The organism is Spartobacteria bacterium UBA695 (genome assembly GCA_002298145.1).
Classification (GTDB): domain Bacteria; phylum Verrucomicrobiota; class Verrucomicrobiia; order Chthoniobacterales; family Chthoniobacteraceae; genus UBA695.
In genome coordinates this window covers 490390-509882 of the sequence record DBMP01000013.1, presented here as the reverse complement: position 1 = coordinate 509882, position 19493 = coordinate 490390, and the positions used below count along the sequence as shown (strand labels likewise).

Here is a 19493-nt window from a genome sequence, read left to right as displayed (position 1 = left end):
CCGCCCGGCGTTTCGCCTTCGAATCCGCTTGTAACCAAGGCCCTTCCGGGGTGAAATAAGGTCCTCATGAAGGCGCTTTTACGCGGGATTCTGGCGATGGCCTTTTTCGTGGCCTCGGTCGGTGGACTCGGACAGGCGCGGGCGGCTGTCCCGGAGGGCGGCGAGGTGGTCGTCATTCCCATCAAGGGGGAGATTTCCACGGCCCGGTTCTACTTCCTGAGGCGCGCGCTTAAGGAGGCGCAGAAAGACCATGCCAAAGCCGTCGTCCTCGACATGGACACCTACGGCGGCGAGCTCTCCGCGTGCGTGGAAATGCAGAAAGCCCTTTCCCGGGTCGGCTTCCGGACACTCACCTACATCAACCCCAACGCCGGGTCCGCCGGAGCCTTGATCGCCATTTCGACCAAGGAAATCTACATGGCCCCCATCAGCGCCATCGGAGCCGCCGCGCCGGTCATGCCGGGCGGCCAGGAAATCGCCGAGACCTTGCGCGACAAGAGCGTCTCCTTCTACTCCAACTACTTTGCCAGCGTCGCCAAGGCCAACGGCCACAACCCGGACATCGCCCGGGCCTTCATCGACCGCAACGTCACCGTCACCCTCCCGGGCGGGCAGGTGATCCACGAAAAAGGCTCCGTCCTGACCTTGAGCGCCCAGGAAGCCACGCGGCTGGTCGATGGAAAGCCGATCCTCTCCGCGGGCATCGCCGAGAACCTCCCCGCGCTCCTCAAAGCCGCCGGGCTGGAGGGGGCGGAGGTCCGGGAAATGGAGCCGACGGGGTTTGAAGTCCTGGCCTTCTGGGTCACGACGCTGGCCCCGCTTTTCCTGCTGGGGGGAATCCTCGGAGCCTACCTGGAATTCAAAATGCCCGGGTTCGGCCTGCCGGGGATCGTCGCCATCATCTGCTTCGCCCTGTTCTTCCTCGGGCACTTCGTCGCCGGGCTGGCGGGCTGGGAAGCGCCGGTCATCTTCCTCTTCGGCCTGGCCCTGGTCCTGGGCGAGCTTTTCATCCACCCGGGCACCATCCTCCCCGGGCTGGCGGGCCTGACGCTCATGATCTGCGCGGTCATCTGGGCCATGGTGGACCGCTACCCGGGCACCCCGCTGGTGCCGACCGGCGAGCAGCTCCTGCTCCCCCTGGCCAAGCTCGGCCTCACCGTGGCGGCGGCCGCCATCGCCATCGCGCTGCTGGCCAAGTACCTGCCGCAAAGCTCGTTTTTCGGCGGCCTAGTGCTGGAGACGAGCCAGCCCCCCGGAGCCTCTCTCCCCGAGGGCAAGAGCGAATACACCCGGCTCAGCAAAGGAGCCGAGGGCGTGGCCCGCTCCATCCTGCGCCCCAGCGGCAAGGCCGAGTTCGCGGGCGAACTTTACGACGTGCTGACCGGCGGCCAGTTCGTCGATCCCGGCACACGCGTCCGGGTCGTCGCCGTCGAGGGAGCGCGTATCGTCGTCGAGCCGATCGAACCGTTGAGTTAGAATCCTTGCATCCCAGACGCGGTTTTCGGATGGTGGTGGACTTCATCCATGAGAGTTTTAGCCCTAGAGAGTTCCTGCGACGAAACAGCGGCGGCCATCTTCTGCTCCGAGCGCGGGCTGCTGGCCAGCGAGGTCGCCTCGCAAATCGCCATCCACCGGACCTACGGCGGCGTCGTGCCCGAAGTCGCCTCCCGCCAGCACCTCACCCACCTGCGCCCCGTCGTCGATACCGCCCTGGAACGGGCCGCCCTGCGCCTCTCGGACATCGACGCCGTGGCCGCCACCGCCGGGCCCGGCCTGGCCACCAGCCTCATGATCGGCCTCTCGGCAGCCAAGGGCCTCGCCCTCGGGCTTAAAAAACCGTTCCTGGCCATCAACCACCTGGAGGGGCACCTCCTTTCCCCGTTTTTTCCCGGAGACAACGAACCCTTCTCCGAGGAAATCCCCCCCGCCCTCGGCCTCGTCGTCAGCGGCGGGCACACCCTCTTGGTCGATATCCAAGGCTTCGGGCGCTACCGCCTGCTGGGCACCACCCGCGACGACGCCGCCGGGGAAGCCTTCGACAAAGTGGGCAAACTCCTCGGCCTCCCCTACCCCGGGGGCCCCGTCATCGACCAACTCGCCCGCCACGGCAACCGGGCGCGGTTCGATTTTCCCCGTTCCATGCTCGATTCGGGCGACTTCGCCTTTAGCTTCAGCGGCCTCAAAACCGCCGTGCGCTACCTCCTGCCCAAACTACCCGACCGGAGCGAAGCCACCCTCGCCGACGTCTGCGCCTCCTTCCAGGAAGCCGTGGTAGACGTCCTGAGCACCAAGACCCTCGCGGCGGCCCGCCAGGCCGGGCGCTCGCTGGTGGCCGTCAGCGGCGGCGTCAGCTGCAACGGCCGCCTGCGCGAAGCCCTCGGGGCCGCCTGCGCGCAGAAAAAGCTCACCCTCAAGCTCGCCGGAGGGGCGCTTTGCACCGACAACGCCGCGATGATCAGCTTCGTGGCCATGCACCGGCTCACCCGTCGCGAATTTTCCCCCATCACCATGGACATTGATCCCAACCTCCGCTTGGTGTAAATTCTACCCAAGGCCCCTTAGCCCAACCCCTTAAATACCTTGTGACCCCTATTCCAGCCATCGACTGGGCGCTCGGCTCCGCACTGTTTGCAACAGCGGGGGCCATTGCCTTGGCGTGGGAGTGCTCGCGCCGCCTCCGGGTTTCGCGGCAAAAGCTGCAATCCACGGAAGCCAGCCTTCACTCCTCGGAGGAGAAGATGGATCTCCTGGCCCGCAACGTAGCCGCCGTCGAGGACGAACGCAGCGAAGCCGCCCTGGTCGTCCACCAAGCCGAGCAAGCCCAGCAATTCGCCGCCACACTCATCGAAGCCGCGGCCATGCTCATCCTGGCCGTCGACGAATCCGGCAAGCTGCGCCTCTTTAACGAACGCGCCCAGGAGATCACCGGCTACCACCTCTCCGACGAATTCGCCGTAACCTGGATGGAAACCCTCTTCCCGGGCGAAGACTTTGCCCCCGCCCGGGCGGGCCTGCGGGACATGATGCACGGGGAGATCGTAGGGCTCGTGGAAACCCTCCTCGTCACCCGCAACGGCGGCGAGCGGACCATCTCCTGGAGCTGTCGCAACGTCCTCTACCACGACGCCCGCCTCCATCTCCTCCTCGGCATGGACCTCACCGACCGCTCGCTGGCCGAACGCGAACGGCACGACCTGGAGATGAAGCTCCTCGACATGCAGAAGCTCGAAAGCCTCGGCGTGCTCGCCGGGGGCATCGCGCACGACTTTAACAACCTCCTTACCGCCATCCTCGGCAACGCCCAGCTCGCCCGGCTCCAGCTCCAGCACTCCTCGCCCCTCCAGCCCTACCTGCTGGAGATCGAGCGCACCTCCGTCCAAGCCGCCGACCTCTGCAAACAGATGCTCGCCTACTCCGGCCAGGGGCAGATCGAAGTCCACCTCCTGGACCTGAACCGGACCATCCGCGACATGAGCCAGCTCCTGCGGATCTCCGTAGCCAAAAAAGTCCAGCTCTCCTTCAACCTCGCCCACGACCTCCCGGCCGTTCGCGGCGACGAAAGCCAGATCCGCCAGGTCCTCATGAACCTGGTCATCAACGCCTCGGAAGCCATCACCGCCAGCGAAGGCTCCATCTGGGTCTCCACCGGCGTCGTCCACCGGGCCAAGGAACTCTTCCGGGGCATCTCGGAAACCGGCAAGCCCGATGAATCCGACTACGTCTTCATCGAAATCGCCGACACCGGCTGCGGCATGAGCGAGGAAACCAAGTCCCGCATCTTCGACCCCTTCTTCACCACGAAATTCACGGGCCGCGGCCTGGGCCTCGCAGCCGTACTCGGCATCGTGCGCGGCCACGGCGGCACCCTGGAGCTGGAGAGCAAGGAGGACGAGGGCACCACCTTTACGCTCCTCTTCCCCTCCGCCGGAGTCAGCGCGGAGAAAGTCGAGGACGAGTTCAGCGATTCCGACGTCGCCTCGCCCCACTGGAGCGGCGAGGGCCTGGTCCTGGTCGTGGACGACGAGGAAGCCGTGCGCGCCCTCACCTCGCGGATGCTGGAGAGCTTTGAATTCCGTGTCATCACCGCCAACGACGGCCGCGAGGGCGTAGACCGCTTCGCCGAGAACGCCGCCGCCATCACGGCGGTATTGCTCGACGTCACCATGCCGCAGATGAGCGGCCTGGAAGTGCTCGACCGCATCCGGGAGATCCGCCCCGACGTACCGATCCTCTTCATGAGCGGCTACATGCGCGAGGGGCAGCTCCGGAACTTCGACCGCGCCACGGACTTCCTGCAAAAGCCCTTCCGCATCGAAGAATTACAGGAAAAACTGCGCGTACTGCTGACGGCAACGCCGTAAGGAAACAGGATTCGCCGCAAAACCGCGCAAAGATGAAACGCGCCTGCCTTCTGCTGGCAGCAGAGCAGGTCTTTCTTTTGCGCTTTTTGCGCCTTCTTGCGGCTATCCCCTAAAACCGCCCGCCCAGCGAAATCTGCGCGTAGGGGGCCCCGCCGGAGTTCTCCACTTCGTAGGCCGTGTGGTGGTAGTCGAAGTTCCGGTAAGCCATAACGCCTCCCTCGGCCTCCAGCGTCAGCTTGCGCGTTACCTTCCAGGCCGCGCCGCAGCCCGCCCGCAGCTCCGTATAATCCACCCAGGCGCCGTCGAGTTCGCGCAAGCCGTGCTCCGAACCGAAGCGGTTTTCAAGCCGGTAAGAGCCCACCTTAAGCTCGCCCCCGCCATAGAGCGTCAGCGAACGGCTCATCAAATACTCCAGCCGGGGCGTGGGCAGCACGGCGTTGAAGACCCATTTTTCCGCAAACTTCCACCGGACACCCGCGCCGGGAAGCACCGGCCAGACATTGCGGATATTCACCTCGCACCCGAGAATCCACTGGAGATCCGGGCTTGCGATATAGGACGCCCCCAGAATGAACGGCACATTAAGATCGTCGGCGTCAAACCGGTTCGAAGCGCTGTAAAACCCGGGTGCGGCCTCGATGCGGAAAAGCCAGCTCCCGAAAGCCTGCACATCCATCCCCAGGATGAGGCTGGCGGATTGAAGCGTATTAGGTAACGGCGCGCCCTCCGGCAGGCCAAAGGCAAAATGCTGCCAGCCCGCCCCCACGCGCAGGAGCACCGAGTCCGTCAACTGCGGCGAGGCGACAAAGCGGAAAAGCGCGCTTTGCTCGGAAACATAACCGTTTTTGACATCCTGGAAGTCGCCAAACTTGGTCCGCGCGCCGCCGGTCAGCGAGTAATTGGAGCCAAGTTCGTAGGAAACCTCGCCCGCCCGCGCCAGTGAAGACGCGGCGACGGCGGCGAGAAACGCAAGCGAGAGCAGTTTCAGCATGGGAAAATGGGCACTTCTAGCGCTTCGCATCGCGTTGCAGGAAGTCAGTATTCTTCTGGATCTCTTTCATCATGGCCCCGGCCGAGCCCAGCCGCTCCACCCCGTGAAGTTCCGCCAGAGAGGCGGAGGAAATCAAGTCGCCGCGCCAAACGAGCGTCGCGGGCTGCCCCCCGCTCGTCGTCACGGGCCAGAATTGGTAAAACGTGAGCATCGCCAGGAAACCGTCGGCGCTATAGTACTTGGCATCAAGCGCCTGCCAGCCGTCTTTAACAGCCTTGGAGTAGGTCGCCCCGAGCACAAAGGAAGCCCGCCCCTCCACGTCGATCAGCTCCGAATAAAGCGCCGGTTTCCCGCCGCCGCTGGCCAGCGAAGCCTCGTCCAGGATCGGCTTAAAGCGATCCCTCACCTTCGGCTGCTCTTTAAGAAGCCGCGCGAATTCCTCCCCCACCCGGATCGTCTCCCCGGCAATCTCGTAGGCTGGCTCCTTCGCCGCGCCGCCCGCCGCGAACGCCGCCGTGCGCTGGGCCAGAAGATTGCTCCAAAACGCCGCCACCGGAGCCGGGAAGGGCCCGCTCGCCGCGCCTGCCCCGGCCTCTTTGCCAAATTGTTTTGCCTCCGCCGCGCTCAATTGCAGCTCCCCGGCGCCCGAGGCGAGCTTCTGCGTAGCGGCCACCAGCGAGCGCACCGCCGCGTTCTCCTTCACCGTGGCCAGGGCCTCCAGAAAATCCGCCGGAGTCGCCTTACCGGTCAGGTCGCGGTGCAGGTAAACCTTCAATTCCGGGTAACGGGCCGCGTTCCACTGACGGTGCAGATCGACCGTCTTCTGGAGGGGCAACGCCACCAGGTAGCACGCCTGGACCCCCATGCCGCGCGGGAAATTCATCGCCTCGCCCTTGGCCTGGAGCACCTTGCCCGACTCCAGCCGGGAGAGGTCGAGCCCCGGAATCCCCGAAAACGCCTGCACCTCGGCTACCGCGTCCGCCCGGGCGGCCACCGGGAGGGAAAACGCACCGAGAGCAAATAAAAAGATGAGACAAAGTCGCCGGATCACAACACCGGTGACGGACTGGGTAAGCATGAGTTTCAAAATAGGGGGTCTAGTTAAATGAAGCCGGGCCGGATTGTCAATTTGAGCTTCCGGATCGCGGATTTTCCGAAACCCAACGCTGTACTTGCGTCGGACAGGCCGGTTCCTTAATTTGGAAGGTCTTTCCCCATGCCCGAGCCACTTATTGTCCTGGACCAGCTGCAAAAAAACTACGGTAACGCCACCGTCGTGAACAAAATTTCCATGTCCATTACCCCCGGGGAAATCTTCGGCTTCCTCGGAGCCAATGGCGCAGGCAAGACGACCACCATCCGGATGCTCTGCGGCCTGACGCGCTCCAGCGGAGGCCATGCCACCATCGCGGGCAAGGACGTCTGGCGCGACCGCCACGCCATCCGCGCCCGGTTCGGCTACGTGGCGCAGAAGTTCAGCCTCTACCCGGACCTGACCGTGGCTGAGAACCTCCGCTTTTTCGGCGGAGCCTACCGCGTGCCGCCCGCCAAACTGCGCGAGCGCATCGCCCTGCTCCTGGACCAGATGGACCTGGGCCCCAAGCGCGACGCCACCGCGGGCAGCCTCTCCGGCGGCATGAAGCAGCTCCTGGCCCTCGGCTGCGCCCTCATCCACGAACCGCTGCTCCTCTTTCTGGACGAGCCGACCGCCGGGCTCGACCCCGTGCACCGCCAGCGCATCTGGGATCTCCTCTACGAGCTGAGCATGGGCGGCACCACCATCTTCGTCACCACTCACTATATGGACGAGGCCGACCGCTGTACCAAGGTTGGCTTCCTCCACCAGGGGCGGCTCCTGGCCATGGACTCCCCCCACCGGCTCAAGTGCACCTTCAAGAGCCGCCTGTTGGAGTTGCAGCTCGCCCCCATCATGCCCGCTCTCGCCCGGCTGCGCGAAATGCCCGGCGTCCTCGGCGTGGGCCTGCGCAGCGGCCGCGCGCGCATCTACGCCGCCGAGCCCGAGGCGCTCCTCTCCCAGTGGAAGGCCAACTGGCCCTTCAAAGAAGTCGAATACCAGGGCCACGACTGGGCCGACGCCGACATGGAGGACGTCTTCAAGGCCTATTCGCAAAACTACCACGAGATTCTCGCCCAATGAATTTGATCGCCAGCGCCCAAGCCATATCCAGCGTCGTCACCAAGGAGTTCATCCACATCCTGCGCGACCGCCGCATCCTCGTCCTCATCCTGCTCCTGCCGCCGCTCATGACGCTCATGTTCGGCCACGCCTTCGAGGCCACCACCCTCACCAACGCCCCGGCGCTCCTCCAGGACCGCGACCAGAGCCCCGAGAGCCAGCAGTTCATCGAGCGGATCACCAAAAGCCCCACCTTCGCCTGGCGGCAGGAAACGGGCGCAAACCTGCAAGAGCCCGATCTCCTGCGCAACTGGGTACAGGCCTCCCTCATCATCCCCCCCGGCTGGGGCAAGAGCCTCGCCAACGGCAACCCAAAGCCGCTGAAAATGCAGCTCGACGGCAGCGACACCACCACCGCCCAGCAGCTCCAGGGAGCCGTCCAGCAGACCCTGGGTGAATTCCAGCTCGCCCACCGCGACGAAATGATCGAACAGCTTCCCCAGGAAGTCCTGGACTTGGCCCAGCAGCTCCCGGCGAAAGTGCGCAAGGAGTTCGTCTCCTCCATGGAACCGTGGACCGTGCACAGCCAGATCCTCTACAACCCGCGCCAGCGCTACATCGACTACGTCACCCCGGGCATCATCGGGCTCGTCCTCCAGCTCCTCACCGTCACCCTCATGGCCTGCACCATCACCCGAGAGCGGGAAGCGGGCACCCTCTCGCAGCTGATGATCACCTCGCTGCGCCGGGCGGAGATCGTCATCGGCAAAGTGCTCCCCTACCTGGCCATCTCGATCTTTTTGATCGCGAGCGCCGTCGCCGTGGCCTATTTCCACTTCTCCGTGCGCTTCCAGCAGCCGGGGGTCCTGGCGCTCATCTGCCTGCTCTTCCTGATCTGCTCCCTGGGGCTCGGGCTCCTGATTTCGGCCTTTTCCAACTCCCAGACGCAGGCCATCCAGTTCGCCGTCTTCTTTTTGCTGCCGGTTTTCCCGCTTTCGGGCGCGTTCGCTCCCCTGGAGCAGCTCCCCGAGGCCATCCGGTACATTTCGCAGACCTTCCCGCTCACCCACTTCTGCCACGCCTTCCGGCTCATCAGCCTCCAAAACGCCGATTTTTCCTTCATCGTCAGCGACTTGGTCTTCCTGGCCCTCGGCGCGCTGCTGACCTGCGGCGGCGCCGGTCTACTCCTGAGCCGCTCCCAGGAATAAATTTCCTATTTGCCCCGCGATACGAATTTTGTGCCCCCCTGAAATTCAGGAAACACTTTACGCTTCGCCCCGTCTGCCCTAAAACGGGAGGGCTAAATCGCTCGGAAAGAGGACCTACAATAGGCCCTTCACCCAGGCGCATTTTTAGCATTATTACATGAGATTTCCCTTAGCTCTTACGCTCAAAATCGCATCGACCCTCCTGCGCAACCGCTTGCGCGGCGTTTCGAAGTTCGCCACCGTGCTCCAGCTCGAACCGCTGCACGCCTGCAACCTGAAATGCACCGGGTGCGGCCGGATTCGCGAATACGCCTCGACGCTCAAGGACCACATGTCGTTGCAGGAATGCCTGGATGCCGCCACCGAATGCGACGCCCCGATGATCTCCATCTGCGGCGGCGAGCCGCTCATTTACCCGGAAATCGAAGCCCTGGTCGCCGGGCTGCGGGAGCAGAAACGCATCGTCTACATTTGCACCAACGCCCTGCTACTGCGGCGTAAATTGAAGGAATACCTGGCCCGCCAGTTCCAGCAAAACGCCGCGAAATACGGCCCGCTCATCGACCGCCTCGTCGCCGAAGAGCTCATCTCGCCGGAAGACGCCGCCACCATCCGCCAGGGCCCCAAAGACCCCTCCAAACCGATCATCGAGCCGACCAAATGGCTCTACTGGAACGTCCACCTCGACGGCATCGAGGCCACCCACGACCTCATCGTCGAGCGCAAAGGGACCTTCAAGGAAGCCATCCTCGGCATCCGCATGGCCAAGATCCTCGGCTACCAGGTGGCCACCAACACCACCGTCTACAAAGAGACCCACATGCCAGAGGTGGAGGACCTGCTCACCTACCTCGGCTCACTCGGCGTCGATGGCCATACCCTCTCGCCCGGCTACGACTACAGCGACGCCGCCGAGGACATGATCCGCACCGGCAAGGGCCGCCCGGAAGACTTCTTCCTCACCCGCGGGGAAACGATCAAAAAATTCACCGACATCCTGAAGTGGAGCCGCGATTACCCGCTGCTGGGCACGCCGATTTACTTCGAGTTCCTGGCCGGAAAGCGCGACCTCTCCTGCTCGGCCTGGGCCATCCCGACCCGCAACGTCCGGGGCTGGCGGGGCCCGTGCTACCTCGTCGCCGACGCCCACTACACTTCCTACAAAGAACTGCTGGAAAAAACCGACTGGAGCCGCCTGGGCCGCGTACAGGGCAAAGCCACCGACCCGCGCTGCGAGAACTGCATGGTCCACTGCGGCTACGAACCGACCGCCACCCTTGGCATCGGCGCGCTGCCCGGCGACACCTGGAAAAACATCCGCTTCAACTTCGGCCCCAAACCGCGCGTCAAACCGCGCGAGGTCAACGCCTACAACGGCGACAAGTAAGCGCCCATCCCTCGCATGTTTGCGTCATCTCACAACCAACCCGAACCCCATTCTCCCGCGCAGGAGGCCCCCAGCCTCCTCCAAAAAGCGATCGCGCGGGCGCAGCAGAACCTCCTGCGGCTCCAGAATGCGGACGGCCACTGGGCTGGCGAGCTGATCGTCGATACGACCCTCTGCTCGGACTACATCATGTTCATGCACTGGGCCGGGAACGTCGACCGGGTGCTCCAGGAGAAATGCGCCGCGCACATCAAGCGCTGCCAGCTCCCCGACGGCGGCTGGAACATCTACTACGAGGGCCCCAGCGAGGTCAACGCCACCGTCAAAGCCTACTTCGCCCTGAAACTTGCCGGAGAAGCCCCCGAGGCCCCCGTCATGTGCAAGGCCCGCGCCGCCGCGCTTCACCTGGGGGGCATCCCCCGGATGAACACCTACGACAAGCTCTACCTGGCGCTGCTAGGCCAGTTCCCGTGGGACAAGCTCCCCACAATCCCCGTCGAGATCGTCCTCTTACCCGACTGGTTCCCCTTCAACCTCTACAACATGTCGTCGTGGAGCCGGGCCATGATCGTCCCCCTGGCCATCCTCAACCACCTGCGGCCCACCAAGCGCCTCCATCCCTCCCTGGAGATTAAGGAACTCTTCCCGCCCGACACCGACGAGCTCGAGCTCTCCCCGCAAATCGCCCGGCCCTGGCTGCGCTGGAGCAATTTCTTCCTCGTCGTCGACCGCATCCTGAAAAAATTCGACAGCCAGGACTACAAACCGCTGCGCAAGCGCGCCCTGAAAGTCGCCCTCGACTGGATGATTGAGCGCATGGGCTCCGGCTCCCACGGCCTCGCCGCCGTCTTCCCGGCCATGCTCAACTCGATCATGGTCCTCAAGGCCATGGGCTACGACGACTCGCATCCCGACCTCGCCAAGGCGCTCCGGGATTTTGAAAGCCTCTTCGTCGACGACCCGGAGGATTTCCGCATCCAGCCCTGCCTCTCGCCCGTCTGGGACACCGCCATCAACCTGATCGCCCTCACCGAAAGCGGCCTGAAAGAGCCCCAGGAGGGCGGCGCCTGCGCCAAGGCCGCCCGTTGGCTCCTCGACCGCGAAGTACGCATCCGGGGCGACTGGGCCCGGCGCAACCCCCACCCCGAAGCCAGCGGCTGGTCCTTCGAATACCGCAACGACTACTACCCCGACACCGACGACACCATGATGGTCCTCATGGCGCTGCGCTTCACCCCGCCCTCGTGCCTGAGCGACGAGCGAGTGCGCAGCCTGTTCAAGCGCGCGCTGCCGTGGCTCTTCTCCTTCCAGTGCAAAGACGGCGGCTGGGCGGCCTTCGACAAAGACATCACGCAAAAGTGGCTCGAAAGCATCCCCTTTGCCGACCACAACGCCATCCTCGACCCCTCGTGCAGCGACCTCACCGGCCGGATGCTCGAACTCCTCGGCTACATCGGCTACGACCGCCACCGCCCCGAAGTCCGCCGCGCCATCGGCTTCCTGCGCCGCACCCAGGAAAAGGACGGCTCCTGGTACGGCCGCTGGGGCGTCAACTACCTCTACGGCACCTGGCAGGTCCTCCGGGGCCTTCAGGCCATCAGCGAACCGATGGACCAGGAGTGGATCACCCGCGCCCGGGACTGGTTCGAGAGCTGCCAGAACGAAGACGGCGGCTGGGGCGAATCCCCGCAAACCTACAAAACCCCCTCCCTCAAAGGCCAGGGCGACAGCACCCCCTCCCAGACCTCCTGGGCCCTCATGGGCCTGTGCGCCTGCGGCGACCTCACGCGCCCCTCCATTTCCCGCGGCATCCAGTGGCTCCTCTCGCGTCAGAACCGCGACGGCAGCTGGGACGAGCCGCAGACCACCGGCACGGGCTTCCCGTGCGTGTTCTACCTTAATTACGACATGTACCGTAACAACTTCCCCCTGATGGCGCTCTCCACGTTCGCCAATAAGAACCACCACCCCAGAAGCCGTTACCGTTGTGAATCCGGGCACTAAAACCGCCCGCGGGACGGAACCCGAATGCATGAAAAAAACCGTTTTAGTCACCGGGGCCGCCGGATTCATCGGCAGCCACCTGGCCGAGGCCCTTTTAAGCCGTGGCGACCGCGTGGTCGGCCTCGACAACCTTGATGCGTCCCACGCACCCGCCCGTAAACAAGCCAACTTGGCCGCCGTAGAAGCCTCGGCTGGAGAGGGTTGGAAGTTCGTCCAGGGCGACATCCGGGACACCGCGCTCATCCCCCGCCTTTTCGAAGAAGAATCCTTCGACGCCGTCGTCCACCTCGCCGCGCTTCGGGGCACCGTAGAATCCATCGAAGCCCCCCTGCTCCACTGCGACGTCAACGTCCAGGGCACCCTCAACCTGCTCAACGCCGCCGCCCACCGAGGGCTTGGCAACTTCGTTTTCGCCTCCACCGGAGCAGTTTACGGAGACTCCGAGACCATCCCCTACACCGAGGCCGACCCGTGCGAGCGCCCGCTGACCCCCGACGGCGCGAGCAAGCGCTCCGCCGAAATGCTCGGGCACACCTTCCACCACCTTTACGGCCTGAACTTCACCGCCCTGCGGCTCTTCGAAGTCTACGGGCCGCGGAACCACCCCTCGGGGCTCCCCTTCCAACTGGCCGAAACCATCACCAGCCACAAGACCATGCGCCTCTTCGCCCGGGGACAATTCCAGCGGGACTGGATCGACATCGACGACACCATCGGAGGCCTCATCGCCGCGCTGGACCGTCCGCTCGGCTACGAACTCATCAACCTCGGAGGCGGCAAGCCCGTCCTCGTGGCCGATTTCATCGCCCACCTCGAAGCCTACGCTGGCAAGCAGGGGCATTTCCTCCCCGTACTGCCGCCCGACATCGACACCCCCACCACCTACGCCGACATCAGCAAAGCGTGCCGCCTGCTCGACTTCTCCCCGGCAGTATCGCTGGAGGCGGGAGCCGAGAAATTCTGGCAATGGTACGAGGCGCTCGAAAGCCAACCGGCCCTCGCCGGGGTGAAATAGTCCAAGCGCAGCGCTCCTCCAATCACAGCACCGGGATCACCTCCAGCAGCGCCGCCGTGAGCGTTCGCCGGGCCCGGTTGACATTCCCCACAAAGCGCGCAAACGGAGCAATCCGCCCCGGGTGCCAGAGTAAAAACGCCACCAGCGCCAGAGGCCGGGGCCGCTGCGTACGCCCATCGAACCAGACTGACGACGGCACCGGCAGCGGATCGCCCACCGCATCGGAGATCGCCCGCAGCCCCAAAAACGGCACCCCTTTTTCGCGGAAAAACGCCGCCACCGTCGCCGTTTCCATATCCACGGCAATCGCCCCGGTTTGCAGCGCATGGGTCGCCTTCGCCTCCGGCGTTTCCAACACCGCAGAGGCGCTCGCGAGCATCCCCACACTGACGCGCTCCGCCCCCAACCGGCTCCGGGCAGCCGCCAGGCAATCCGGGTAATTCTCCGCCAAAATCAGAGCCCCAGGGGCCAGCGCGGGATCCAGCCCCCCGGCGAATCCCGTGCCAATCGCGGCTTGCGGCAAAGCCCCTTCATACTGCTCCCAGAACCCCCGCAACCGTTCGCGAGCCGAGGCGGCCCCAATTCCCGTGTGAAACACCGTCACCAAGCGCCCCGCGTAGGTCCCCCGGATCACCGGAAGCGCCTTCGAGCCCGAGCGAACCGGGTGCTCCAGCGCGGCAACAAGATCCCGGCTCTCCTCGGGCAGGGCAAAGGCAATAACGATCATCGTGGGACAGCGGAACCGGGTTTCGGCTCCGAAAAAGCCTCCAGCATCTCATCAAAAGCGGGAGAGACGTTGGCGTAGGCCGGGTAAAAAGAAGGATCAGCGTTCATGGGACGGTAACGGAAATGTTTATAAGCCCACATGTAGAGATCGGGGCGCTCCAGAATGCGCGGTTCGAAGAAATCCCAGCACGCCTGCGCAATCTCCTGCAAGCTCGCGTTGGGCGGGAATTTCAGCGACGGGTTGACCACCAGCCGACATCGCCCGTCCGGCAGCGGAATCCCATCCAGGGGAATGAGATGCCCCTTGCCCCGCTGCACCAGGAGCGACTCCAGGAACGTCACCGACATCTTGCGCCCGAAAGCCGTAATCGGCACCGCCGCCTGGTCGGGCCGCAGCGTCAAGTCCACCAGCAACCCCGCCGCCCCCTTGCGCTTAACCGTTTTCAGCAGGCTGATCATCGCATTCTCGCGCGGGATCGTCACATGCCCCGAGACCGCCCGGCCTTTGCTGAAGAACGCATTGAGCCGCGGATTCTTAAACGCCTCCGTCACAATCCGCGCCGACACCCCCATAAACCCCACCCCGAGACTCGCCCACTCGAAATGCCCCCAGTGAATGCACAAAAACGCCGCGCCATGCGCCTTCACCTCCTCTTGCAGCTTCTCCGCATCGGCATCCGTTTCAATAAAGCGCCTCCAGTTTTGCTGAGTAAGCCGCCGTGACCAGAAAAGGTCCATCGTCGAGCGGGCGAAATTCTGGTACGAACGCAGCACAATCAGCCGCCGCTCGGCCTCAGAACGCTCGGGGAAAACACACGTCAGATTGGCCATCGAAACGTGCCGTCCCCGCGCATCCACGTGGTAAGCCAGCCAGCCCAAGCCATGTGCCAGAGCCAGGCATACCCGGTGGGGTAAGAGCGGAATCAGCCCCGCCAAAGCCGTACATCCAAGCCACTCCAAGCGGTACCGGAGCGCTTTCCATATCGAAGGTTGCATAAACGAAGTCGTGCCATCCTAAAATGGAACTCGGTTCGCGCGCAAGGGGTCTTTAGCCGCAGCCTTGTCCAGAAACGGCCAACGCCAGAGAAGCGGCATAGGTCAAAAACACCCCTCACACAATATGGGGTCAGAATTCCGCAAAAAAAGGAGTGCCCAAAAACCGCCATCGGCCTAGAACTAACGGCTTCGTCGGCACGGGGTCCCAACAGCCCCTCCGATGGTCGAAAATCTGTGAAAGCCATTATCTCCTTCTACCAATCGTCTATCGGAAAGAAATGGATTGTCGCGCTCACCGGCCTGGTGCTGGTCGGCTTCGTAACCGGTCACATGATCGGCAATCTCCAAGTCTTTCTCGGTCATGAAGCCCTCAACCGATACGCTGCATTCCTTCAGGGGCTCGGAGAGCTCCTCTGGGTCATCCGTGGCGTACTCGCCGCGTGTATCATAGTCCACATCATCACCACCGTGCTGCTGTGGGTTCAAAACAATGCTGCGAAACCGCAAAAATACGCGGTTAACAATCCCCAGGCCGGCTCCATCGGAGCCCGCACAATGATCGTCAGCGGTCTGATCATCATCTGCTTCCTGGTCTTCCATATTCTCCACTTCACCGCCCTCTCCATTCATCCGGAATGGAAACTTTGGGAAGACCCCGATGGGCGCCATGACGTCTATTCGCTGGTCATCGCCGGGTTCCGCAACCCGCTGGAGTCGCTCTTCTACTTGGTCGGCGTCTTCCTGCTGGCCACCCACCTGAGCCACGGCATCCAGAGCTTCATCCAGACCCTCGGCCTGCGCAGCCGCAAGATCGCCGAGCCGCTCACCACCGCGAGCCCCTACCTTGCCGGGCTCCTCTTCCTGGGGTATGCTTCCATTCCCGTTGGCGTCCTCCTGGCCCAACATCTTAACCTCCCGATCCTTCAACCTCTCGCGCACTAACCATGGCCATTCTCGATTCCAAAATTCCGTCCGGCCCCATTGAGAAGAAGTGGGAAAAACACAAGTTTGAAAGCAAACTGATCAACCCGGCCAACCGCCGCAAGTACACCGTCATCGTGGTGGGCAGCGGTCTCGCCGGTGGCGCCGCGGCGGCCACGCTCGGCGAACAGGGCTACAACGTCAAGTGCTTCTGTTATCAGGACAGCCCCCGCCGGGCCCACTCCATCGCAGCCCAGGGCGGCATCAACGCCGCCAAGAACTACCCCAACGACGGCGACTCCGTCTACCGGCTCTTCTACGACACCGTCAAAGGCGGCGACTTCCGCGCCCGCGAAGCCAACGTCTACCGCCTGGCCGAAGTCAGCTCCGCCATCATCGACCAGTGCACCGCCCTCGGCGTTCCCTTCGCCCGTGAATACGGCGGCCTCCTGGCCAACCGCTCCTTCGGCGGCGCTCAGGTCTCCCGTACCTTCTACGCACGCGGCCAAACCGGCCAGCAGCTCCTCCTGGGCGCCTACTCCGCCCTCAGCCGCCAGATCGCGGCTGGCACCGTCAAGATGTTCCCGCGTTCCGAAATGCTCGACCTCGTCGTCGTCGACGGCCACGCCAAGGGCATCATCGTCCGCAACATGATCACCGGTAAGATCGAGGCACACGCCGCCGACACCGTGGTCCTCGCCACCGGCGGTTACGGCAACGTCTTCTACCTCTCCACCAACGCCAAAGGCTGCAACGTCACCGCCGCCTGGCGCGCTCACAAGAAAGGCGCCTTCTTCGCCAACCCGTGCTACACGCAGATCCACCCGACCTGCATCCCCGTACACGGCGACTTCCAGAGCAAGCTGACCCTCATGTCGGAGTCCCTCCGCAACGACGGCCGCGTCTGGGTGCCCAAGAAAAAAGAAGACTGCGGCAAACACCCGAGCGAAATCCCCGAGGCCGACCGCGACTACTACCTCGAGCGCAAGTACCCGTCCTTCGGCAACCTGGCCCCTCGCGACATCTCCTCGCGCGCCGCCAAGGAAGCCTGCGACGACGGCCGCGGCGTCGGTTCCACCCGCCAGAGCGTCTACCTCGACTTCGCCGACGCCATCAGCCGCCTCGGCGAGAACACCATCCGTGAACGCTACGGCAACCTCTTCGACATGTATCACAAGATCACTGCCGAAGACGCCTACAAGGTGCCCATGCGCATCTTCCCCGCCGTCCACTACACCATGGGCGGCCTCTGGGTGGACTACAACTTGATGTCCAACCTCCCCGGCCTCCACGTCGCCGGTGAAGCCAACTTCTCCGACCACGGCGCGAACCGCCTCGGCGCCTCGGCCCTCATGCAGGGCCTCTCCGACGGCTACTTCGTCCTGCCCTCGACGATCTCCAACTACCTCGCCACGCAGCCGCGTGAAGCGTCGCAGAAAGTCACCGTCGATCACCCCGAATTCAAAAAAGCCGTCGCCGAAGTCGAAGCCCGCACCAACCTGCTCCTCTCCATCAAAGGCAAGCGTTCGGTCGACTCCTTCCACCGCGAGCTCGGCCTGCTCCTCTGGGAAAACTGCGGCATGGCCCGCAGCGAAGAGAGCCTCAAGAAAGCCCTCGCCCAGATCCCCGTCATCCGCGACGAATTCTGGAAAAACGTCAACGTGCTCGGCTCCGCCAACGACCTCAACCAGTCGCTGGAAATGGCCGGTCGCGTCGCCGACTTCCTCGAATTTGCCGAACTGATGTGCCTCGACGCCCTCCAGCGCGAGGAATCCTGCGGCGGCCACTTCCGCGTGGAACACCAGTTCCCCGACGGCGAGGCCAAGCGCGACGACGAGAAATTCGCCCACGTCGCCGCCTGGGAACACAACACCGAAGACGTTTCCAAATCCGTGCGTCACGTTGAACCGCTTAACTACGAGAACGTCCACCTGGCTGTCCGCAGCTACAAATAACCATGTCTGATACGATCAATCTTACATTGAAGGTCTGGCGGCAGCCGAACGCCAGCACGCCCGGCAAATTCGTTGAGTACCCGGCGAAGAACATCCCCACGGACTGCTCTTTCCTGGAAATGCTCGACATCGTCAACGAAACCCTCGTTGCGCAGAACATCGAGCCCGTCGCGTTTGACCACGACTGTCGCGAAGGCATTTGCGGCATGTGTTCGCTCGTCATCAACGGCGTCGCCCACGGCCCCGAGAAAGCCACCACCACCTGCCAGCTCCACATGCGGCACTTCAAGGACGGCGACACCGTCTACGTTGAGCCGTGGCGCGCCGTGGCCTTCCCGCTCATCAAAGACCTCGTCGTCGACCGCACCGCCTTCGAGCGCATCCAGCAAGCCGGTGGCTACATCAGCGCCCGCAACGGATCCGCGCCCGACTCCAACTCGGTGCCGATCCCGAAGCAGAACGCCGACTGCGCCATGGACGCCGCCGCCTGCATCGGCTGCGGAGCCTGCGTCGCCGCCTGCCCGAACTCGTCCGCCATGCTGTTCGTCTCCGCCAAGGTCTCCCACCTCGCGCTACTACCGCAAGGCCAGCCCGAGCGGACCCGCCGCGCAGTCAAGATGGTCAAGACCATGGACGCCGAAGGCTTCGGCAACTGCACCAACTACTACGAGTGCGAGGCCGTCTGCCCCGCGGAGATCAAGAGCTCCTTTATCTCCATGCTGAACCGTGAATACGTCTTCGCCGCCGCGCGCGAAGCCGTTTCCGAGATCTAGCAGAGCAGCTCGTCACAGATTCGAAGGGTGGAGATCGAAAGGTCTCCACCCTTTTTTTGTCCCGGGAGGCTCGCTCCGGGCAGAGTTTCCAGATTTCCCCCATGCGCTTCCCTTGACAGAATGGCCCGCCCCATCTAAACCAAAGGGCACCCCATTGCTCATGCAAAACCCTGATTCTGAGGTTGTCCTACGTCCTGACAAAAGCTGGCTCCAAGTCGAACTGAAGGGCATTTGGCAATACCGGGACCTGCTCTCGCTCCTCGTCTGGCGCGACTTCGTCGCCAAATACAAGCAAACCATCCTGGGCCCCCTCTGGTTCATCGTCCAGCCGCTGGTCATGTCGGTCGTCTTCACCATCATCTTCGGCAACGTCGCCAAGCTCTCCACCGACGGCCTCCCGCCGCTGCTCTTTTACCTCTGCGGCCAGCTCGGGTGGAACTATTTCTCAGGGAACTTCGGCGCCAACGCCTCCACGCTGGCCAACAACGCCGGGCTTTTCAGCAAAGTCTACTTCCCCCGGCTCGTCGTCCCGCTCGCCTCGCTCGTCTCCAACCTGCTCACCTTCGTCATCCAGGCGGCGACCTTCTTTGCCTTTTTCGCCTACTTCAAATACTTCCTGCACGTCGGCGGCTTCCAGCTCAGCTGGACGGTCGTTTTCCTGCCGCTGCTGGTACTGCAAAGCGCCGCGCTGAGCCTCGGCCTGGGCCTCATCATGTCAGCGCTGACGGCCAAGTACCGCGACCTGGTCCACCTCACCCCGCTGCTCATCAACCTCTGGATGTATGCCACGCCCGTCATCATCCCGCTCTCCAAATTCCCCGAAAAATGGCAGTGGGTCGTGGCCCTTAACCCGATGACCTCCGTCGTCGAGTCCTTCCGCCTGATGCTCCTCGGCACCGGCACCGTCTCGGCGCTCAATATCGTCATTTCAGTCATCTTCACCCTCATCTCGCTGGTTGCCGGATTGATCCTCTTCGGCATCGTGGAAAAAACGTTTGTCGACACGGTATAAAAAAACG

16 protein-coding genes are annotated in these 19493 nt (G+C 63.6%); 12 read left to right on the top strand and 4 right to left on the bottom strand.

Annotation, left to right across the window (positions count from 1 at the left end):
• The first annotated feature begins 66 nt into the window (after positions 1-66).
• The 3 genes from B2828_RS08495 to B2828_RS08485 are packed head-to-tail and all read left to right on the top strand — an operon-like array spanning position 67 to position 4361.
• A complete protein-coding gene (locus B2828_RS08495; RefSeq protein WP_479633288.1) occupies positions 67-1476 on the top strand; it encodes an NfeD family protein in 1410 nt (469 codons plus the stop codon).
• A gap of 48 nt (positions 1477-1524) precedes the next feature.
• Positions 1525-2541 (top strand): tRNA (adenosine(37)-N6)-threonylcarbamoyltransferase complex transferase subunit TsaD, encoded by a 1017-nt coding sequence (gene tsaD / locus B2828_RS08490; RefSeq protein ID WP_479633287.1) that lies wholly within the window; start codon positions 1525-1527, stop codon positions 2539-2541.
• 41 nt (positions 2542-2582) lie between these two features.
• Positions 2583-4361: a hybrid sensor histidine kinase/response regulator gene (locus B2828_RS08485; RefSeq protein ID WP_479633286.1), complete on the top strand. Its 1779-nt coding sequence runs from the start codon at positions 2583-2585 to the stop codon at positions 4359-4361.
• A 109-nt stretch (positions 4362-4470) separates the two neighbouring features.
• Here B2828_RS08485 and B2828_RS08480 read toward each other — a convergent pair whose 3' ends face one another.
• Together B2828_RS08480 and B2828_RS08475 are read right to left on the bottom strand one after the other, a co-directional pair.
• Positions 4471-5352, bottom strand: a complete 882-nt coding sequence (locus B2828_RS08480; RefSeq protein WP_479633285.1) for a DUF6268 family outer membrane beta-barrel protein — start codon at positions 5350-5352, stop codon at positions 4471-4473.
• A 16-nt stretch (positions 5353-5368) separates the two neighbouring features.
• Positions 5369-6430 (bottom strand): hypothetical protein, encoded by a 1062-nt coding sequence (locus tag B2828_RS08475; RefSeq protein WP_479633284.1) that lies wholly within the window; start codon positions 6428-6430, stop codon positions 5369-5371.
• A gap of 138 nt (positions 6431-6568) precedes the next feature.
• Between B2828_RS08475 and B2828_RS08470 the strand changes: the two genes are divergently transcribed.
• The 5 genes from B2828_RS08470 to B2828_RS08450 all read left to right on the top strand — a co-directional run bounded on the left by B2828_RS08470 (position 6569) and on the right by B2828_RS08450 (position 13103).
• Positions 6569-7510 carry an ABC transporter ATP-binding protein gene (locus tag B2828_RS08470; protein ID WP_479633283.1) on the top strand — a complete coding sequence of 314 codons (942 nt, stop codon included), beginning with the start codon at positions 6569-6571 and terminating at the stop codon, positions 7508-7510.
• On the top strand, positions 7507-8697 hold the full coding sequence (locus tag B2828_RS08465) for an ABC transporter permease (RefSeq protein ID WP_479633282.1): 1191 nt from the start codon (positions 7507-7509) through the stop codon (positions 8695-8697). The genes B2828_RS08470 and B2828_RS08465 overlap by 4 nt, the downstream gene beginning before the upstream one ends.
• 157 nt (positions 8698-8854) lie before the next feature.
• The gene (locus tag B2828_RS08460; protein WP_479633281.1) at positions 8855-10084 is read left to right on the top strand and encodes a DUF3463 domain-containing protein; all 1230 of its coding nucleotides are present in this window, start codon (positions 8855-8857) and stop codon (positions 10082-10084) included.
• A gap of 15 nt (positions 10085-10099) precedes the next feature.
• Positions 10100-12088: a squalene--hopene cyclase gene (gene shc / locus B2828_RS08455; protein ID WP_479633280.1), complete on the top strand. Its 1989-nt coding sequence runs from the start codon at positions 10100-10102 to the stop codon at positions 12086-12088.
• A 28-nt stretch (positions 12089-12116) separates the two neighbouring features.
• A complete protein-coding gene (locus B2828_RS08450) occupies positions 12117-13103 on the top strand; it encodes an NAD-dependent epimerase/dehydratase family protein (RefSeq protein WP_479633279.1) in 987 nt (328 codons plus the stop codon).
• A gap of 22 nt (positions 13104-13125) precedes the next feature.
• Here B2828_RS08450 and B2828_RS08445 read toward each other — a convergent pair whose 3' ends face one another.
• Together B2828_RS08445 and B2828_RS08440 are read right to left on the bottom strand one after the other, a co-directional pair.
• Positions 13126-13830, bottom strand: a complete 705-nt coding sequence (locus tag B2828_RS08445) for a phosphorylase family protein (protein ID WP_479633278.1) — start codon at positions 13828-13830, stop codon at positions 13126-13128.
• The gene (locus B2828_RS08440) at positions 13827-14825 is read right to left on the bottom strand and encodes a lysophospholipid acyltransferase family protein (protein WP_479633277.1); all 999 of its coding nucleotides are present in this window, start codon (positions 14823-14825) and stop codon (positions 13827-13829) included. The genes B2828_RS08445 and B2828_RS08440 overlap by 4 nt, the downstream gene beginning before the upstream one ends.
• Positions 14826-15059: 234 nt before the next feature.
• Between B2828_RS08440 and B2828_RS08435 the strand changes: the two genes are divergently transcribed.
• From B2828_RS08435 to B2828_RS08420, 4 genes are all read left to right on the top strand, one after another.
• The gene (locus B2828_RS08435; RefSeq protein WP_479633276.1) at positions 15060-15767 is read left to right on the top strand and encodes a succinate dehydrogenase cytochrome b subunit; all 708 of its coding nucleotides are present in this window, start codon (positions 15060-15062) and stop codon (positions 15765-15767) included.
• Between the two features lie 2 nt (positions 15768-15769).
• Positions 15770-17701 carry a fumarate reductase/succinate dehydrogenase flavoprotein subunit gene (locus B2828_RS08430; protein WP_479633275.1) on the top strand — a complete coding sequence of 644 codons (1932 nt, stop codon included), beginning with the start codon at positions 15770-15772 and terminating at the stop codon, positions 17699-17701.
• Positions 17702-17703: 2 nt separating this feature from the next.
• A complete protein-coding gene (locus tag B2828_RS08425; RefSeq protein WP_479633274.1) occupies positions 17704-18474 on the top strand; it encodes a succinate dehydrogenase/fumarate reductase iron-sulfur subunit in 771 nt (256 codons plus the stop codon).
• 160 nt (positions 18475-18634) lie between these two features.
• Positions 18635-19486, top strand: a complete 852-nt coding sequence (locus B2828_RS08420) for an ABC transporter permease (protein ID WP_479633273.1) — start codon at positions 18635-18637, stop codon at positions 19484-19486.
• Positions 19487-19493: the final 7 nt, after the last annotated feature.

Bases quoted from the DNA above. Each gene is read 5' to 3' on its own strand.
- B2828_RS08495 (WP_479633288.1), top strand. From the start codon at position 67: ATGAAGGCGCTTTTACGCGGGATTCTGGCGATGGCCTTTTTCGTGGCC.
- tsaD (WP_479633287.1), top strand. From the start codon at position 1,525: ATGAGAGTTTTAGCCCTAGAGAGTTCCTGCGACGAAACAGCGGCGGCC.
- B2828_RS08480 (WP_479633285.1), bottom strand. From the start codon at position 5,352: ATGCTGAAACTGCTCTCGCTTGCGTTTCTCGCCGCCGTCGCCGCGTCT.
- B2828_RS08475 (WP_479633284.1), bottom strand. From the start codon at position 6,430: ATGCTTACCCAGTCCGTCACCGGTGTTGTGATCCGGCGACTTTGTCTC.
- B2828_RS08470 (WP_479633283.1), top strand. From the start codon at position 6,569: ATGCCCGAGCCACTTATTGTCCTGGACCAGCTGCAAAAAAACTACGGT.
- B2828_RS08465 (WP_479633282.1), top strand. From the start codon at position 7,507: ATGAATTTGATCGCCAGCGCCCAAGCCATATCCAGCGTCGTCACCAAG.
- B2828_RS08460 (WP_479633281.1), top strand. From the start codon at position 8,855: ATGAGATTTCCCTTAGCTCTTACGCTCAAAATCGCATCGACCCTCCTG.
- shc (WP_479633280.1), top strand. From the start codon at position 10,100: ATGTTTGCGTCATCTCACAACCAACCCGAACCCCATTCTCCCGCGCAG.
- B2828_RS08450 (WP_479633279.1), top strand. From the start codon at position 12,117: ATGAAAAAAACCGTTTTAGTCACCGGGGCCGCCGGATTCATCGGCAGC.
- B2828_RS08445 (WP_479633278.1), bottom strand. From the start codon at position 13,830: ATGATCGTTATTGCCTTTGCCCTGCCCGAGGAGAGCCGGGATCTTGTT.
- B2828_RS08440 (WP_479633277.1), bottom strand. From the start codon at position 14,825: ATGCAACCTTCGATATGGAAAGCGCTCCGGTACCGCTTGGAGTGGCTT.
- B2828_RS08430 (WP_479633275.1), top strand. From the start codon at position 15,770: ATGGCCATTCTCGATTCCAAAATTCCGTCCGGCCCCATTGAGAAGAAG.
- B2828_RS08425 (WP_479633274.1), top strand. From the start codon at position 17,704: ATGTCTGATACGATCAATCTTACATTGAAGGTCTGGCGGCAGCCGAAC.
- B2828_RS08420 (WP_479633273.1), top strand. From the start codon at position 18,635: ATGCAAAACCCTGATTCTGAGGTTGTCCTACGTCCTGACAAAAGCTGG.